Source organism: Aliiroseovarius sp. (assembly GCF_965228805.1).
Classification (GTDB): Bacteria; Pseudomonadota; Alphaproteobacteria; order Rhodobacterales; family Rhodobacteraceae; genus JASBTN01.
Map to the genome: position 1 here is coordinate 2,170,919 of NZ_CBDDIE010000003.1, position 16,459 is coordinate 2,187,377.

The window sequence follows — 16,459 nt, forward strand, 5'->3', positions numbered from 1 at the left end:
CCTCAGCCCTGAAGATTGTCGAAGCGGCCATAGATCAGGCCGAACATGCCGACGGCGTAAATGTCGTCGCCATCCAGTTCCAAAAGCACCTGCGGCAGCGACTGATAGGCCTGCCCGGCGATGAAGATGCCGTGGCGGGTCAGGTCGAATGTCGTCAGGTGTAGCGGGCAGGGCCCGAGCGCCTTGTCGGCCGCCTTGTAGGTGCCCTGCAGCGGCCCGCCCTGGTGGGTGCAGGTGTAGTTGAAGCCAACCACGTCGCCGTCCGGGCCGATACCGCCCCCGGCTTTCGTGCCCAGTTTCACCAGGATCGATTCCGCGTATTCACCCGTGTCGGGGTACTCGAAGGTCAGCGGTTCATCCTGCTTCAGCTCGCTGAGCTTGCCGATCAGCTTGCGCGGATAGGTCGACACGACTGCGGGCGTTTCCGCCTCGGACATGCCGGGGATGCCGACCATGACCACGGTGGTGGTCAGGCCCGAGGACAGCAGGAATTGCCGACGGTTCATCAGGCATTTGCGCGTGCCCGCTTTCTGGGCTTCGCCGTTCTCGCCATTGATCGAGGCGGCGATTTTGGGATCAAGGTCTTTCATTTTCCCTGTCTCCTATTCAATTCGCGACCATCGGGTCGGGAAGCGGTTGCATTTCGACGAAGTCGGGTTCCTCGATCAGGATCTCTTCACCCGACAGGCTTTCGAGGAAGGCGACCAGGTCTGCTTTCTCGTCGTCGGTCAGGCCCAGAGGCTGGATCAGGTCAGACTTGTTCGCGGCGAATTCGTTCTCGCCGCCACCCTGGTTGTAGAACTCCACCACGTCCGCGAGCGTCTCGATCATCCCGTTGTGCATGTAGGGATAGGTGTAGACCGTGTAACGCAGGCTGGGCGTGCGGAACTTGCCCTTGTCGGCCACTTCCTTGGTGCGGAAATACAGACCCGGGTCGTCCTTGGTGGACCGGTACATCTCTTCCGTCACGCCCTTGGCATAAAGCTCGAAGCGGAAGGTGATCTGGGCGATCTCGTCGTCTTCCCAGCCCGAGTAGGGTGGCACACCGGTGTTGTAGTATTTCTCGTCCGACAGCAGAGGGCCGTTGTGGCATTGGATGCAGTTTGCCTTGCCGGCAAACAGCTCCAACCCGCGCACCTGTTGTTCGGTCAGTGCCGAGTCATCGCCCCGCATGTAATTGTCGAAGGGCGTGTCGGTCTGCACGATGGTGCGTTCGAACGCGGCGATGGCGTCATAGGCGTGGCGGATGTTGGGCCAGTCGTCGCCGAACACTTCCTTGAAGCGTTCGCGATACTCCGGCACGAAGGCCAGGCGGCTTTCCATCATGTCGTCTTCGCCGTTGCCAGCGACACCCCCGCGCGCAGCCGAGCGCGCCTGGTGTTCCAGCGAACCGGAGGAACCAGCCCAGAACAGCTTGCCGTAATAGGCCGAGTTCACCACCGTCTGGCTGTTACGCCAGTGGGTCGTGCCCGGGTAACCGAAGCTGATCGGCGACAGGATCGCCCAACCTGCATCCGGCAGGTGACAGGCGGAACAGGGCATGTTGCCATTGCCCGACAGCAGCGGCTCAAAGAACAGCATCTTGCCCAGCTCGACCTTGGCGTCGGTCTGCGGGTTCGAGGCCGGGATCGGCGGTTCACCGAGCGCTGCCAGCCCGTCGGGGCGCGGCATCTCGGCCAGGATCGGGGTTGCCACCAAGGCCATCCCGAAGGCGATTGCGGTTGTGTGTTTCATCGTCCGGGCTCCTCAGTTCTGCACATTGCGCCAGTCTTCGATCAGCGCGTAACCGAAGTCGTCTTCGCGCCAGACGTATTCATCGACATCAAAGCTTTCGCCCGACAGCGCCTTGAGGAATTCGATCAGGTCGGATTTCTCGTCTGCCGTCAGACCCAGCGGCGTCAGAGCCTCGTCCTTCAGCGGATCGTCCCCGCCGCCGGCGTCATAGAAGTCCACGACCTCTTCCAGCGTCGCCATGGTGCCGTTGTGCATGTAGGGCGCGGTCCAAGTGAGCTCGCGCAGGGTCGGGGTCAGGAAGCTGCGCTTGGTGTCCGGGGTGTGGGTGCGGATATAGGCGCCCAGGTCCTCGCGCAGGTTCATGTAGTTTTCGACGCCCATGAACTTGGCATAGGTGACGAATGCCGAATGGCGCTGTGGGTCGGCCCAGATCTCAGGGTTGTTCGGCACGCCGGTGTTGTGCGGCTGATCATCGGTGTAACGCGGGCCGGAGTGGCAGGAGGCGCAGTTGCCCTTGCCTTCGAAGATCGCCTGACCACGCTGGGCGGCGTCCGACAGCTCACCCGTGTCGATAGGTGCCCTGCGCGAGACGATGGTCTTCATGAAGTCCATCAACGCATTGCGCGCCCCGCCGTTCGAGGGTTCGGACATGCCGGCGGCGGCGAACATCTCGACATACTTGGGATCCTGCTTCATGCGTTCCTGCATGATGCGCATGTCCATGTTCATCAGGTATGTCTCGGTGATCATCTCACGCGCGACATCGTTCAGGTTGGTGCCGAGGCGCCCGTCATGCATCCAGGCCGCGCGATAGCCGACATTGGCCAGCGTGGGGGCATTGCGAAAATGCATGGCGCCGGAATAGGCGGCCGACAGCGCCTCGCCATCGGTAAAGGCCTTGGCCGGGTCGTGACAGCTGGCGCAGGCCAGGCTGGTGTCGCCGGACAGGCGCGGGTCATAGAACATGCGCTTGCCCAACTCGGCGCGCGCGGCGTTCACATCCATGGGCTGAATGGGAACGCTCTCCTGGGCCATTGCGGCGGTTCCCGCAAGCAACGCCCCCATGACGGTGAGTGTTCGGATCATCATTGCCTCCTGTCGGGTCGTCTGGCGTGCCAGCTGGACGACCGTGGTTTTAGACAAGAGCCAAGTGTTTCCGCTGGCTGAAGCATCATCGCTCTTGCTGCGCTTCCCGGTTCGTTTGTGCGACTCGGGGTTTCTCCGGGTGTCACGCTACTCCCGTGGAATGATACATGTGTTGCGCGCAGGGTTTCGGACTGTTCTGAAGTGTGACGGTTTGTGACATTCATCTGGAGGCTGCACCCGTTTCGCCGTCCAGGGCGGCCCGGATCCGGTGCGCCAGATGGGTGGGGTCGACCGGTTTGGGCAGGATGTCTGGCGGTAGACCATCGACCTCGATCGCGCCTGGGGAATAGCCGGTACAGATGATCACCGGAAGGTCGGGCCTGAGGGCACGAGCCTGGTTTGCCAGCGCCTCGCCACTGATCTCGGGCATGACCATGTCGGTGACCAGCAGATCCACGCGTCCCGGGTCTGCCGCCAGTTTCTCGGCGGCGATCCGCGGCGATGTATAAGCCTCGACCCGGTAGCCCAGCCGCATCAGCATACGGCGCCAGGTGGCGGCGATCTCGGTCTCGTCATCCACCACCAGGATACGCTCGCGCCCACGCGGGGCCGGGGCGGAGGCGCCGGGCAGGGTGCCCTCGGCTTCGGCCAAGGTGGTGCCGGGCAGGAGGATCACGAACCGCGCGCCTTCTCCCGGGGCGCTGTGCACGTCGATCCGGCCGCCCATTTCCTCGACCAATCCTGCCACCACGACCAGCCCCAGTCCCGAGCCCTTGCCCAGAGGTTTGGTGGTGAAGAACGGGTCGAACAGTCGTGCCCGGGTCTCGGATGACATGCCGGGGCCGTTGTCCTCGATACTCAGGCTGACCCAGCCGTCTGGGCGGTCGGCCATACCTTCGGGTGTCGCCTCGGCGGTCTTGGCGCGAATGCGGATGCGCCCATCCTCAGCGCCAATGGCCTCGGCCGCGTTGCGGGCCAGGTTCATCACGATCTGGTGCAGATGGGTGTGGTCGGCCAGGACCATGACCTTGTCTTCGGCGTCACAAATGTCGATGCGCACGGTTGGCGGAAGCGAGGCGCGCAAGAGCCTTGCGACCTCCTGCACCACCGAGCAGAGGTTGACCGGCTGCGCCTGGCCCGGCTCGCGACGGGCGAAGGACAGCAGTCCATGCACCAGGCTCTGCGCGCGTTTCGCCGCGATTTCGATCTGTTCGATCTCGCCCGCCAGGTCACTGCCCTCGGGCGCGTCCATGGCCGCCAGGTGGGCCGCGCCGACAATGGTGGTCAGCACATTGTTGAAGTCATGGGCAATGCCACCCGCCAGCAGCCCCACCGCTTCGAGCTTCTGCGCGCGCGCCACCTGTTCGCGGGCCTGTCGCCGCTCGGTAATGTCCTCGCCGATGCCGATGAAATTCTGCACCGTGCCATCCGGTCCCATCAGCGGCAGGATACGGGTTTCGGCCCAGTAGGTGCTGCCGTCCTTCTTGCGGTTGCGGAAGATGCCGTGCCATTCCTGCCCCTCGGCCAGCGCGCGGCGCAGCTCGTCATAGGTGTCGGTCGAAGTATCCCCCGACTGCAGGAACTTCGGCGTGCGGCCCTCGATCTCGTCTTCCTCCCAGCCGGTCAGCTCGCGGAAGCGCCGGTTGGCATAGAGGATATGCGCGGAGGTGTCGGTGATGACGATGGTCGTCGGGCTCTGTTCCACTACGCTGGCCAGGCGCTTTTCTGAGGCTTCCGCGTCGCGCCGGGCGGTCAGTTCCCGCGACAAGCGTTTCAGCGTGGTGCCCATGTCATGGAACATGAAGAACAGCATGACGCCGATCGCCCCCGCCGCCAGCACCAGCGCGACAATCGAGATGAAACCGATGCCGATCAGCGCACGGCCCTGGTGCACGGCGGCGAAGGTGCGCCGGGTCAAGATCAGCCGCGCGTCGGTCCAGACCTCTTCGAGGTCCGCCAGGGCCTGTTCGGCGGCGCGGTCATCCACCCGCACAAGCGTGTCGACCTCGGCAATGGTCAGGCGCAGGCGCACCCCTTCGCGGGCGACGGCAAAGTTCTTGGCGTATTCGTCGATGGTGTTCTTCAGAGCAAATAGCGCCTGGCGCTCGCGTTCGTCGGTGGTCTGCGACAGGTAGAGTTCCACCACCGCGTTGAACTGGCGCACCTGTTCCTCGGCACGTTCAACGTAGCTTTCATCGCGGCGCAGTACGTAATTCTTGAAATCATGGATGATCCCACCATAGCCCATGTAGCCGCGGATCGAGCTGATCCAGACGCCCTTCTGTCCCACGTCGCCGTTGGAATGGGCCCAGCTTGCCTCGATTTCACCGAACTGGCGGCGGGTCTCGGTGCCAAGGTACAGGCCCAGAAGAACCGTGGTCAGAAGCAGGAAAAAGGCCAGGAATCCGACCAGATAGAAACGGTTGGACGAATGGGTTTGAGCCTGCATGACGGGGCACCTTGCAACGGTCGGGATGTCGCGCCATGTTAACGCCAACGCTGCCACGGGACTTGAGATGGATCAAGTAATCCTCATCGTTGATGACGACATGCAGCTGACCTCGTTCCTGTCCAGATTCCTGGACAAGCACGGGTTCAAGGTGCGCACGGCGACCTCGGGGGCACAGGCACGGGGGCTCTATCGTGCCGATGACCTGAGCCTGATCGTGCTGGATCTGAACCTGCCCGATGCGGACGGGTTCGACCTGGTCAAGGAGTTCCGCGCCGAAGTGAAGACGCCAATCATCATGCTGACCGCGCGCAACGAGGTCTTCGATCGCATCGTCGGGCTGGAGCTGGGAGCGGATGACTACCTGACCAAGCCTTACGAGCCGCGAGAGCTGCTGGCGCGGATCAAGGCGGTGCTGCGTCGGCTGGATGTAAATGCGGACGAAGTGGATGTCGGTGAGGCGCCCGACAGCCTGCGCTTTGGCGGGCTGGAACTGGATCTCGTGAAACGGAGGCTGCGGCATCTGGACGAGGATCGGGTTATCGCGCTGACCGGGGCGGAGTTCACGCTGCTCAGCATTCTCGTACAGAGACCCGGACAAATCGTTAGCCGCGACTATTTGATGGATGCGCTCTACGGAAACTCGGTGGCGATCACTGATCGGGCGGTGGACGCCCATGTCTCGCGTCTACGTCGCAAGATTGATCGGGCGGAGGCGCGCAGTTCGCTCATCCAATCGATCCGGGGCGAAGGCTATGTCTTCGCCAGCACGGTCGAGGTGGGCTAGCTCGGGCGCAGCCCACGGCTCGGAAAATCAAATCGTATCTAGGGGCTAGCCGGGCTGCCAATCTCGGCCTAGGATAGAAGGAATTAGATCAGGACACGGTGGGAAACGTCCAGATTATGGCGCAGAGACTTTATATCGCCGATGATAATGTTGATTTCGCAAATTACATCGCCACCGTCGCACAGCGTGAAGGGTGGCAGGTCGAAATCTGCGCCAATGGGCGGGTGCTGCTGGACAAGCTGGCCGCTTCCGAGGGGCCTGCATTTCTTCTGATTGATGTGAACATGCCGGAAATGGACGGGATCGAGGCGATCGAAGGGCTTGCCGCGCTGGCCCGCCCGCTTCGTTTGCGCTTCATCACCGGCGGTTCCGACACCTCGATCCGAGCGGCCAAGGTCATCGCCGAAGCCAACCATCTGGCCGTTGGCAGCAATATCTACAAGCCCCTGCCGCTGGAGGCTTTGAAGGACGTGTTACGCAGCGAAGCGAAAGAGCTGGAAGCTCTGGCTGAATAATCTTCCTGTGACAAAGAGTGTTCGAAACGTGCAGTTTGTATTCGCGTTATAGATCAGCACAGCACCCCAAGGTTGAAAATGTGCAATGCCGAGATCAGTGCGTCCCGCGGAGTTTTAGCACCGGATCGGTATAGACCGTCTCGGCTGGTTTCATCGGCGTCTCCAGACGACGTTCCAACAGCTCCATGATCCTGTCCACCGACGCGTCGATCGGGTTGCGCACGGTGCTGAGGTTGAAAGTCGGCCAGCTGGCCATCTGGATGTCGTCAAACCCGATCACCGACATGTCGCCGGGCACTGACAGCCCCATCTCTCGTGCCGCGGTCAGTGCACCGATGGCCATCGCGTCGTTGCTGCACAACAGCGCATCGGGGCGGGCGTTGGAAAACAGCCTGCGGGCCGCGTCATACCCGCCTTCGACGGTGTAATCCCCCGTCTCTTCACCGATGAGCGTCATGTCCCGCTCTGCCAATGTCTCGATCAGGCCGGCCCGGCGGCGACCAGATGAGAAGAATGCCTGAGGGCCGCTGATCAAAGCGAAGCGATTGCGACCGCGCGACAGCAACTCCTCGGTCGCCATCCGCATGCCTTGGGCGTTGTGGCAGCAAACATTGTCCACCCCCGGCGCCATGACCAGACGGCCCGACGAGATCATCGGGATACCCACCTTGGCGCAGCGGGTCACGATCTCCTCTGCCATCGAGCCTCCCCGCAGGATCAGCGCGTCCAGTGGATATCGCAGCACCTCGGAGACGGCCGATTCGGCCTGTTCGCCGCCACCGTCGATCAGCAGGGGCCATTTGCTGCGCGCGTTCAGTTGCCCGACCAGACGGCGCACGAAGGCGGTGTCATAGGGGCTGCGCATATTGCCGACGAAGATCGCCACAAGATGGGAACGCCCCCCCTGCAAGCCGGCCGCCAGGGCGTTGGGTTTGTAACCCAGTTCGGTGGCCACCTCTTGGATTTTAAGGCGTTTTTCGGCATCCAGATAGGCACCTTCGGTAAAGGCACGCGACACGGCCGAGCGGGAAACGCCTGCAGCGTCTGCCACCATTTGCGCGGTCACGCGGCGCGAGACGCGCCCGGTTTCATCCCTGTCGCCAGTCATGGTCCTGCTCTCCTCCCTTCTCCGTGTTTTTGTCAAGAATGATAGAAAAGTTTGACGGAACTGTTACACGCATGCAGTATATGAACACGTGTGCACAATTTGTGCAAACCTGAGTTGGACCACGCGATTCGATGTGTTGTCCGAAAGCTCGTCAAAAAGGTGCGGTTGCACACGGTCCCAATACGGGTCCAACAGAAACGGAGATAGGACATGAAATCCCTGAAATTCAGCGCGGCGGCAGCCGCCGTCGCTCTGGCCGCCTCTGCGGTCCATGCTGAAACCGAAATCACCTGGTGGCACGCCATGGGCGGTGCCCTGGGCGAGACGGTCAACCAGATCGCGGCCGACTTCAACGCGAGCCAGGACGAATACACCATCACCCCGGTCTTCAAGGGCACCTACGAGGAAACCCTGACCGCAGGTATCGCCGCATTCCGCGCGGGTGAGCAGCCCAACATCCTGCAGGTGTTCGATGCCGGCGCCGCCACCGTGATCGGTGCCAAGGGCGCGACTGTTCCGGTTCAGGATCTGCTGACCGACAACGGCGTGGCCTTCGACATCAACGATTATATCTCGGGCGTGCGCTACTTCTATGCCGACGCGGATGACAAGATGATCGGCATGCCGTTCAACTCGTCCTCGCCGATCATGTATTACAACGTCGAGGCCCTGGAAAAAGCCGGCGTGACCCCGCCCAAGACCTGGGAAGAGTTCCAGAGCGTGACCGCGCCCGCCCTGAAGGCCGCTGGCTACACCGCGCTGTCGCAGTCGCACCTGCCCTGGATCTTCACCGAAAACTTCATGTCGCGCCATGACCTGCCCTTCGCCACCAACAACAACGGTTACGAAGGCACCGACGGCACCGAGATCCTGGTCAACAACGACGCCATCAAGGCCCACTTCACCGCCGTGACCGAATGGCAAAAGGAAGGCTATTTCGAATGGTTCGGCACCGGCTGGGGCGACAACCAGACCCCGTTCGAAGAAGGCAAGGTCGCGATCTGGCTGGGCTCGTCGGGCTCGTTCGGCGGTCTGTCGAAGAAAGATCTGCCCTTCACCTTCTCGGCCACGTTCCTGCCCTATTGGGAAGGCGTGACCACCGAACCCAAGCAGACCTTCATCGGTGGTGCCTCGCTGTTTGCCATGGCCGGTCATGACGCAGCGGACAACAAGGCCACTGCCGCCTTCTTCGAGTTCCTGACCAAAGCGGAAACCCAGTACTTCTGGCACCAGGAAACCGGCTACGTGCCGATCACCGAGGCCGCCTATGAGATGGCCAAGGCCGATGGTCACTATGACCGCGCCCCGGCTGCCGAGATCGGCATCCAGCAGCTGTCGCTGCCCGCCGGTGACAACACCAAGGGCTACCGCATGGGCTTCTACGTGCAGATCCGTGACGTGATGAACCGTGAATACGGCCGCATCCTGACCGGTGAAACCTCGGTCGAAGACGCCTTCGCCAACATCGAGAAAGAAGCCAACGCCCTGCTGGTGCGCTTCGCCAAGACCCAGAACTGAATGGGCTTGACCGCCTGACCGGACGGCCACGACACTGTGGCCGTCCAACCCGTACTCGGAGACCCCCATGAAACGCGCTGGTTTTACCACCAGGTGGCTTCCGATCCTGCTGCTGGTTCCACAGCTCTCGATCATTGCCATCTTCTTCTACTGGCCCGCAGCCCACGCGGTGCAATCGTCCTTCTTCCTGCAGGATCCCTTCGGCTTCGGCTCGACCTTCGTCGGTGTCGACAATTACACGGACCTGGCGAACAACGGCGAGTATGTGAACATCGCGCAGTTCACGCTGGTCTTCACGGTGCTGGTCACCTTCTTCTCGCTTTCGCTGGCGCTGCTGCTGGCGGTGAAGGCGGACAATGTCATTCGTGGCGCACGCGGCTATCGCACCCTGCTCATGTGGGTCTATGCGGTCGCCCCGCCGGTTGCGGGCTTCATCGGCTTGATCATGTTCAATCAGAGCTGGGGGCCGTTGACCGAGCTGGCCCAATCCATCGGCTGGGACTTCAAGCTGGGTGTGAATTTCAATGACACCGCTACGGCCATGGTGCTGGTGTCAGTGTGGAAACAGGTGCCGGTGAACTTCATCTTCTTCCTGTCGGGCCTGCAATCGATCCCGCGTTCGGTGCGCGAGGCGGCCCTGATCGACAACCGCTCTTCGACCCGCCGCTTCTGGGATGTGACCTTCCCACTGCTGGCACCGACCGGGTTCTTCCTGCTGATCATCAACATCACCTACGCGCTATTCGATACTTTCGGCATCATTGATACCTTGGTGAAAGGCGAGCCGGGCAACAACCCGATGACCCTTGTCTACAAGGTCTATGTCGACGGATTCCGGGGCAATGACCTGGGCGGAAGCTCGGCGCAATCGGTGGTCCTGATGGTGCTGGTGCTGGCCCTGACGGTGTTCCAGTTCCGGCTGGTTGAACGCCGCATCCATTACACGTGAGGGCTGGATATGACTGACATGACACAGGCCGCCCACCCGCATGCCCGCCGCATCAAATGGTCCCGCGTGCTGGATCACGCGGTGCTGATCGCCGGCTCGCTTTTCATGCTGATCCCGCTTCTGGTGGTGCTGCAAACCACGACCACCACGGATGTCGACACGATCAAATACGGCCCGCAGTTGGTCGTCGGGGATCAGTTCGACGACAACTTTGCCAAGGCCATGTTCACCGCCTCGGGCTTCTCGGGCGAGAACACCGGCATGTCGATGCTGATCAACTCGATGATCCTGGGTCTGGGCTTTGCCATCGGCAAGATCGTCATCGGCATGATGGCCGCGTACGCGCTGGTCTACTTCCGCCTGCGGTTCGCCACGCTGGCCTTCTGGCTGATCTTCACCACGCTGCTGTTGCCGCTGGAGGTGCGCATCCTGCCTTCGTATGAGATTGCCCAGCAACTGGGGCTGCTCAACAGCTATACGGGCCTGATCCTGCCTCTGATTGCCTCAGCAACTGCGACCTTCTTTTTCCGGCAGTTCTTCCGCTCGGTTCCCGAGGAACTGGTCGAGGCCGCCCGGATCGACGGCGCCGGGCCGGTGAAGTTCTTCATCGATATCCTGGTGCCGCTCAGCCAGACCATGATCGCGGCCATGTTCATCATCATGTTCGTCTTTGGCTGGAACCAATACCTGTGGCCCACGATGATTACCACCGAAGAGGGCATGTTTACCCTGGTGCGTGGCATCAAGCAGATCACCCAGGTTCTGGAAGGCAATAACGTACCCGAGTTTGGCCGGGCCAATATGCTGGCCCTCATCGCAATCTTGCCGCCGGTGGCGGTCGTGATCTTCTTCCAGAGCTGGTTCGTCAAGGGCCTGACGGAATCGGACAAGTAAGGACAGAAAAATGGCGCAAGTAACGCTCTCAAATGTTCGAAAAATCTACCCCAACGGGTTCGAGGCGGTCACGCCCACCAGCTTTGACATCCAGGATGGCGAGTTTGTCGTGCTTGTCGGCCCCTCGGGCTGCGGCAAGTCCACGCTTCTGCGCATGGTGGCGGGGCTGGAGGACATCACCGAGGGCCAGTTGGCCATCGGAGACCGGGTCGTAAATGACGTGGATCCTGCGGATCGCGACATTGCGATGGTGTTCCAGAACTACGCGCTCTACCCGCATATGACGGTGCGCAAGAACATCGGCTACGGGCTGAAGAACCGCAAAACCCCGGCGGATGTGATCGAGGCAAAGGTGCAGGAAGCGGCGAAGATGCTGAACCTGACCGACTATCTTGACCGCAAACCCTCGCAACTCTCTGGTGGTCAACGTCAACGTGTCGCCATGGGCCGCGCGGTTGTGCGCGACCCGTCGCTGTTCCTGTTCGACGAGCCGCTGTCGAACCTCGACGCAAAGCTGCGTCACCAGATGCGGATCGAGATCAAGGCGCTGCAAAGGCGCCTGGGCGTGACCTCGATCTACGTGACCCATGACCAGGTCGAAGCCATGACCATGGCCGACCGCATCATCGTGCTGAACGGCGGCAAGATCGAACAGATCGGTACACCGGCCGAGATCTACCATTCCCCCGCCTCGACCTTCGTTGCTAGCTTCATGGGCGCCCCGCCCATGAACCTGATCGACGCGCGCGTGGAAGGCGGGCAGGTCATGGTCAACGGTGCCACGGCGCTGGCGCCTGCAGACGGGCAGGGCGACATCACCCTGGGCATCCGCCCCGAGGATGTCGAGCTGTCCCCCGAAGGCAATGTCTCCTTCCGCGTCGATATCGTCGAGGAACTGGGCGCGCATCGCCTGTTGCACGGCCAACTGGCAGATCAGCCTTTCACCATTCACGTGGGCAAGGACACCCCGGCCGAACCGGGCGAGACCCGCGTCGCGGTCAAACCCGAGGCGCTGCGCCTCTTCGACAAGGACACGGGAAAAGCGCTGTGATCACCACCATTCTGCCTGAGCTCCCCGCGGTGACCGATGCCGAACGGGGCCGCATCCTGTCGGCCCCCCGCACCGCCGAGGCGCATCGCGAAATCCTGGGCGAGGTGCCCGCGATGAACGCCGTACAGCTGGGCGGCGCGGCGTCGGCGCGCCAATTGCCCGCCGAGTTCACCGTCGCGGCCTGGAACGTCGAACGCTGCCTTTTCCCCGAGGCGACCGCGGAACATCTCGCCCCCATCGCGCCCGACATCGTGCTTCTGTCAGAGGTTGACCACGGCATGGCCCGCACCAGCCAGCGCCACACGACCGAGGCCATGGCCCAGGCACTGGGCATGCAATACGCTTTCGGGGTCGAGTTCCATGAGCTCGACCTGGGCGGCCCCACCGAACGCGCCTTCTGCTCGGATGACTTCAACGCGCTGGGCTGGCATGGCAACGCGGTGCTGTCGTCCGTGCCCTTCGAAAAGGTGGCCCTGTTCCGGCTATGCGATCAGGGGCATTGGTTTGCAGCGGACGAGGGCGCGTCCGATCCCGACCAGCCCCGTCTGGGTGGCCGCATGGCGATTGCGGCCGTGGTGCCGGGGGCCGAGAGGCCGATCTGTGTCGTCTCGACTCACCTGGAAAGCAACGCGGATGCGGCGCATCGCCATGTGCAGTTCTCCCAGCTGATGAACAAGATTGATGCCTTCGCCCCGGACATGCCGGTGATGATCGGCGGCGATCTGAACACAGGCAACCACCTGCCGCCCGACTTCGACCATCGTCGTGAGACGCTGTTCGAACTGGCCGAGGGGCAGGGCTATGACTGGTCCTTTACCGCCGAGGGCATGACCACCCGCCCCAGCCTGATCACGCCGCATCCGGACCGGGTGATGAAGCTCGATTGGCTGGCCGGGCGCGATCTGACTCCGCTTGGCAAAGGGGTTCTGTCCTCGTTGGATGGCTCAGGCCGCCCGCTGTCGGACCATGACGCGGTTTGGTGCCGAGCCCGCACCTGAGGCGCCTTTTCCCCTTGGCGCCACGCACTCGGCCCGGTATCACCAATCTTCCAACAGTTGAGGAAGATAGCCTTGGATCAGACCGCACAGCGTATCGCCCGAACGATTGCCACCGAAATCAACGCTTCCACCAATCAGGTGGGCGCGGCGGTCGAGCTTCTGGACGGCGGCGCCACGGTTCCCTTCGTGGCGCGTTACCGCAAGGAGGTCACGGGCGGGCTGGATGACACGCAGCTGCGCACGCTGGCCGACCGCCTGAGCTACCTGCGCGAGATGGAGGATCGCCGCGCGGCCATCGTCAAATCCATCGACGAACAGGGCAAGATGACCGACGATCTGGCCCGCGCCATTGCGGGCGCCGAGACCAAGGCGGCGCTGGAAGACATCTATCTTCCCTATAAGCCGAAACGCCGCACCAAGGCGATGATCGCCCGCGAAAACGGGCTGGAGCCGCTGCTGCGGGCCATTGATGCGGATCGGTCTGCTGACCCGGAGGCGCTGGCGCAGACCTATCTGTCCGAAGCCGTGCCGGACGTGAAATCCGCCCTGAATGGCGCGCGCGATATCCTGTCCGAGGAGCTGACAGAGAACGCCGACCTGTTGGGGCGCCTGCGTGGGTTCATGATGGAAAACGCCCAGATTTCTGCACGGGTTGTCACGGGCAAGGAGCAGGAAGGCGCCAAGTTTTCCGACTATTTCGACCATTCCGAGGCCTGGGCCACCATCCCCGGTCACCGGGCTCTCGCCATTTTGCGCGCCTCGAACGAAGGCGTGGTGACGATCGAGATTGCGCCCGACGAGGAGACGGGCCTGCCGCGCGCCCTATCCATGGTTGCCGCCGCCGTGGGTTGCGAGGGCGAGGCGCCAGGGGATACCTGGCTGCGAAACGCCGCCCACTGGACCTGGCGCATCAAGCTGTCGCTGTCCATGTACATGGACCTGCTGGCCGAGCTGCGCCGCCGCGCCCATGAGGAAGCGATCACCGTCTTTGCCCGCAACCTCAAGGATTTGCTGCTGGCCGCGCCCGCAGGGCCGCGCGCGACCCTGGGTCTGGACCCGGGCATTCGCACCGGCTGCAAGGTGGCCGTGGTGGATGCCACCGGAAAACTGCTGGAAACCACCACGATCTACCCGTTCCAGCCCAAGAATGACATTCGCGGGGCCGAGGCGGCGTTGATCACGCTGATCAAACGCCACGGGGTCGAACTGGTCGCTATCGGCAACGGCACCGCAAGCCGTGAAAGCGAACGCCTGGTCGGTGACACGCTGAAACTGCTGCCCGCGGACGTGAAGAAACCCACCAAGGTCGTGGTGTCCGAAGCCGGTGCCTCGGTCTACTCCGCCAGCCAGCTGGCTGCCGAGGAGTTCCCGGACCTCGACGTGTCCCTGCGCGGCGCCGTGTCGATTGCCCGCCGCCTGCAGGATCCGCTGGCCGAACTGGTCAAGATCGAACCGCAATCCATCGGTGTCGGCCAGTACCAGCATGACGTCGACCAACGCCGCCTGGCCCGCGCCCTGGAAGGGGTGGTCGAGGATGCGGTGAATGCCGTGGGCGTTGATCTGAACACCGCCTCTGCACCGCTGCTGGCCCACGTCGCCGGGTTGGGCGCGTCGCTGGCGCGCTCCGTCGTGGCGCACCGTGATATCCACGGCGCCTTCGGCTCGCGCAAGTCGCTGTTGGAGGTGTCGGGCCTCGGTCCGAAAGCCTTTGAACAATGCGCGGGCTTCCTTCGTATCCGTGATGGCGAAGAGCCGCTAGACGCCTCCGCAGTGCATCCTGAAGCTTATGATATTGCGCGGAAAATCGTGTCTTCATGCGGGCGCGACCTGCGGGCCATCGCCGGAGATGCCAAGGCGCTGACGCGCCTCAGAGCCGAGGATTTTGTCACCGACGACTTCGGCCTGCCCACCGTGCGCGACATCTTTTCGGAGCTGGAAAAGCCCGGCCGTGACCCGCGTCCCAGCTTCAAGACGGCCAGCTTTGCCGATGGGGTGGAGGAAATCCAGGACCTGAAGCCGGGCATGATGCTGGAAGGCACGGTGACCAATGTCGCGGCCTTCGGCGCCTTCGTCGATATCGGCGTGCACCAGGACGGCCTGGTGCATGTCAGCCAGCTGGCCGACCGTTTCGTCAAGGACCCGCATGAGGTGGTCAAGACCGGTGACGTGGTCAAGGTCCGTGTCACCGAGGTCGACATTCCCCGCAAGCGCATCGGCCTGTCCATGCGCAAGGATGGTGGCGCGCGCGCCAGTGAGCAGGGCAATGCGCGTCGAAATGATCCTCCCAGGCGTGGTCCCGGTGGCGGCAAGCCGGGTGGTGGCAAGCCGGGTGGCGGCAATCGTCGCCCGCCGCAGGGGGGCGGGCAAGGAGCGCTGGGCGCCGCCTTGCAGGATGCGCTCAAGAAGAAGCGCTGACTGAGGCGCGATAGGCCAGCCAGCCCCGGTTGGCGGGTTTCTTTTCGCCCGATTCGCAACTCCGCCTTGTAGTTTTCTTTCGTTTTGGTCTAAGAATCGAAAGAAATGGAGGGGTGTCGATGAAATCCGGGACCAAAACGAAAGCCCGTCAGACCGAGATCCTGCGCCTGCTGAAGCAGGACGGGCGTGCCTTGGTCGACGACCTGGCCGAACACCTGGACACCACGCCTCAGACCATCCGCAAGGACCTGAGCACCCTGGCCGAAAACAACCAGATCATCCGCTTTCATGGTGGGGCAACTCTAGCGGCGGGCACCGAATACGCCAGCTTCGACGTCCGCAATGCAATTCGTCGTGAAGAGAAGGATGCAATCGGTCGCGCTGTTGCAGCCGAGATTCCGAACCACGCCAGCGTGATCCTGAACGCAGGCACGACGACCTCGGCCGTGGCGCGACATCTGGCGCATCATGTTGGATTGAAGGTTGTCGTAGACTCCGTTTATCTTGCTAATTTAATGCGGGAATTTCCCGGCGTTGAGGTCATGGTCCCGGCCGGGATCGTGCGCGGTTCGGATGGCGCCATCCTGGGCGAGACAGCCGTGGATTTCATCCGTCAGTTCCGCGCAGACATCTCTGTGGTGGGCACCGCGGCGGTGGAGGCGACCGGTGCCTTGCTCGACTACGACCTCCGTGAAAGCGCGGTCAGCCAGGCAATTATCGCCTCTGCACGCAATGTGATCCTGGCGGTGGACAGCTCGAAATTCGACCGCCTTGCGCCGGTGCGATTTGGCGATATCGCCCAGGCTGGCACCGTGGTTACGGACTACGGTTGCCCTTCGGATTTGCGTGCCCTTTGCGCCCGTCACGGCGTCCGCCTGGTCACCGCCAGCTAGGTCGCCGCGACGGAATCTCTTGACGGACACCTTCGTTTTGTGAAGCAATCGAAAGAAACGAA

At 62.6% G+C, this 16,459-nt stretch carries 14 protein-coding genes; 9 read left to right on the forward strand and 5 right to left on the reverse strand.

All coding sequences use genetic code 11. The features are described 5' to 3' along the window. Window positions 1–2: 2 nt before the first annotated feature. The 4 genes from ACO07D_RS11645 to ACO07D_RS11660 all read right to left on the reverse strand — a co-directional run bounded on the left by ACO07D_RS11645 (window position 3) and on the right by ACO07D_RS11660 (window position 5,269). Window positions 3–590: an arsenate reductase (azurin) small subunit gene (locus ACO07D_RS11645; RefSeq protein ID WP_421703112.1), complete on the reverse strand. Its 588-nt coding sequence runs from the start codon at window positions 588–590 to the stop codon at window positions 3–5. 16 nt (window positions 591–606) lie between these two features. After that, complete coding sequence (locus ACO07D_RS11650) at window positions 607–1,734, reverse strand: cytochrome-c peroxidase (protein WP_421703113.1); 1,128 nt, start codon at window positions 1,732–1,734, stop codon at window positions 607–609. A 12-nt stretch (window positions 1,735–1,746) separates the two neighbouring features. Beyond that, entirely contained in the window at window positions 1,747–2,820 is a 1,074-nt protein-coding gene (locus ACO07D_RS11655) for a cytochrome-c peroxidase (protein WP_421703114.1), read from the reverse strand. A 220-nt stretch (window positions 2,821–3,040) separates the two neighbouring features. Next, the gene (locus tag ACO07D_RS11660) at window positions 3,041–5,269 is read right to left on the reverse strand and encodes a PAS domain S-box protein (protein WP_421703115.1); all 2,229 of its coding nucleotides are present in this window, start codon (window positions 5,267–5,269) and stop codon (window positions 3,041–3,043) included. 67 nt (window positions 5,270–5,336) lie between these two features. On the opposite strand from ACO07D_RS11660, the gene ACO07D_RS11665 reads away from it, so the two are divergent. Both ACO07D_RS11665 and ACO07D_RS11670 read left to right on the forward strand, forming a co-directional pair. After that, on the forward strand, window positions 5,337–6,056 hold the full coding sequence (locus ACO07D_RS11665; RefSeq protein WP_421703116.1) for a response regulator: 720 nt from the start codon (window positions 5,337–5,339) through the stop codon (window positions 6,054–6,056). 116 nt (window positions 6,057–6,172) lie between these two features. Continuing rightward, on the forward strand, window positions 6,173–6,571 hold the full coding sequence (locus ACO07D_RS11670) for a response regulator (protein WP_421703117.1): 399 nt from the start codon (window positions 6,173–6,175) through the stop codon (window positions 6,569–6,571). A gap of 94 nt (window positions 6,572–6,665) precedes the next feature. Here ACO07D_RS11670 and ACO07D_RS11675 read toward each other — a convergent pair whose 3' ends face one another. Further along, window positions 6,666–7,679 carry a LacI family DNA-binding transcriptional regulator gene (locus tag ACO07D_RS11675; protein ID WP_421703118.1) on the reverse strand — a complete coding sequence of 338 codons (1,014 nt, stop codon included), beginning with the start codon at window positions 7,677–7,679 and terminating at the stop codon, window positions 6,666–6,668. 210 nt (window positions 7,680–7,889) lie between these two features. Between ACO07D_RS11675 and ACO07D_RS11680 the strand changes: the two genes are divergently transcribed. The 7 genes from ACO07D_RS11680 to ACO07D_RS11710 all read left to right on the forward strand — a co-directional run bounded on the left by ACO07D_RS11680 (window position 7,890) and on the right by ACO07D_RS11710 (window position 16,397). Continuing rightward, window positions 7,890–9,197, forward strand: coding sequence for an extracellular solute-binding protein (locus tag ACO07D_RS11680; RefSeq protein WP_421703119.1), 1,308 nt, complete (start codon window positions 7,890–7,892; stop codon window positions 9,195–9,197). 67 nt (window positions 9,198–9,264) lie between these two features. Further along, complete coding sequence (locus tag ACO07D_RS11685) at window positions 9,265–10,146, forward strand: ABC transporter permease subunit (RefSeq protein ID WP_421703120.1); 882 nt, start codon at window positions 9,265–9,267, stop codon at window positions 10,144–10,146. Between the two features lie 18 nt (window positions 10,147–10,164). Beyond that, window positions 10,165–11,040, forward strand: a complete 876-nt coding sequence (locus ACO07D_RS11690; RefSeq protein ID WP_421705022.1) for an ABC transporter permease subunit — start codon at window positions 10,165–10,167, stop codon at window positions 11,038–11,040. Between the two features lie 10 nt (window positions 11,041–11,050). Beyond that, window positions 11,051–12,091, forward strand: a complete 1,041-nt coding sequence (locus tag ACO07D_RS11695) for an ABC transporter ATP-binding protein (protein WP_421703121.1) — start codon at window positions 11,051–11,053, stop codon at window positions 12,089–12,091. Beyond that, complete coding sequence (locus ACO07D_RS11700; RefSeq protein WP_421705023.1) at window positions 12,091–13,089, forward strand: endonuclease/exonuclease/phosphatase family protein; 999 nt, start codon at window positions 12,091–12,093, stop codon at window positions 13,087–13,089. Before ACO07D_RS11695 ends, ACO07D_RS11700 begins: the two co-directional genes overlap by 1 nt. Before the next feature lie 72 nt (window positions 13,090–13,161). After that, complete coding sequence (locus ACO07D_RS11705) at window positions 13,162–15,504, forward strand: Tex family protein (protein WP_421703122.1); 2,343 nt, start codon at window positions 13,162–13,164, stop codon at window positions 15,502–15,504. Between the two features lie 119 nt (window positions 15,505–15,623). Continuing rightward, on the forward strand, window positions 15,624–16,397 hold the full coding sequence (locus ACO07D_RS11710) for a DeoR/GlpR family DNA-binding transcription regulator (RefSeq protein ID WP_421703123.1): 774 nt from the start codon (window positions 15,624–15,626) through the stop codon (window positions 16,395–16,397). Window positions 16,398–16,459 lie beyond the last annotated feature (62 nt).